Genomic DNA, 1,186 nt, shown 5'->3' on the forward strand with positions numbered 1-1,186 from the left:
AGCCCACGCAAAATAAGGGGCTAAGTTGCCAGTACCACAAATCAACAAGCGGGAGGCATTTTAGCCCACGCAAAATAAGGGGCTAAGTTGCCAGTACCACAAATCAACAAGCGGGAGGCATTTTTGCGCGCTAAGTAATCGGCGGCTAAAGCAGATGCGGCAGCTGTACGCCAAAAAGTTAAGACTTTACCGTCCACCAGCGCGATAGGTTCACCATCTCCGCGTTTGAAGACCAACAACTTAGATGCCAAAGTATCTTTGCCTTGCAGAGGATTCTCAGGAAAGTAAGTAAATGCCTTAACGGCAATCAGTTCTTGGTTCCATGCGGGCAGTAAAGCAAAAGCTTCATACTTTCCCTCTTCTAATGACATCACTCTGCGCTGCGGAATCGTGGCAGGCTGTGCATAGATGTCTCGCATGGTTTCAATCAAAGAGTGCATACTCAAACTTTGCGCGACTTGCTGTGCATCGATGACTTTCATCACTTCTCCAAAATAGGTACGTTGAGTTCCAATGTGGGGTTTAACTCATCAATCGAGAAATAAACCCCTACAGTTAACGCCTAATTAAGCAGCCAAGTATTGAACTCTTCATTCAACTCATCGGCATAATCAGACCACCATTCGTCGTTAATCAAAAACGCCGTTTTAAAGTTCTGAGGCGCGGTCGGCAGGTTCGCCAGAATCTCTGGGCTTACTTCCGCGGAGGAAGACTTACGAGTCGGGCCATACGCGACATATTTAGCTTGATCTGCCAAAGGCTTAGTACCCGAAGAAAAAGCAATGAAATCGAGGGCAAGTTTGGTATTCGCGCTTCCTTTAGGAATAGCCCAGCCGTTCATGTAACCCATTTGGTGATCCCAAATGATGCGAAATGGTTGGCCTTCATCTTTACGCGCGTTGTGTATCCGGCCATTGAAAGCAGACGCGATTACCACTTCTTTATCTGCCAACATTTGTGGTGGCTGCGCACCTGTCGTCCACCAAAGCACTTGCGGTTTGATGGTGTCGAGTTTGGCAAAGGCGCGCGCTCGCCCCTCTTCAGTTTCTAGTAGGCGGTAAACTTCGTCAGGTTTAACGCCATCGGCCAACAATGCCCATTCAAGATTACCTTGAGGTTGCTTTTGTAGTGCTCGTCGACCGGGAAAGTTTGTTAAGTCAAAAAGGTCCGTCAACTTGGTTGGTGC

Annotated in this window: 1 protein-coding gene and 1 pseudogene; both read right to left on the minus strand. The window is 47.9% G+C overall.

The annotated features are described in order from the left end of the window. Positions 1-62: 62 nt before the first annotated feature. Positions 63-482 (minus strand): annotated as a pseudogene (locus R8N28_RS25855) (ornithine cyclodeaminase family protein); the annotation flags it as partial. A gap of 80 nt (positions 483-562) precedes the next feature. Next, positions 563-1,186: extracellular solute-binding protein (locus tag R8N28_RS25860; RefSeq protein ID WP_318183737.1), on the minus strand; the 624-nt coding region annotated here is incomplete at its 5' end.

The organism is Vibrio sp. Vb1554 (genome assembly GCF_033344235.1).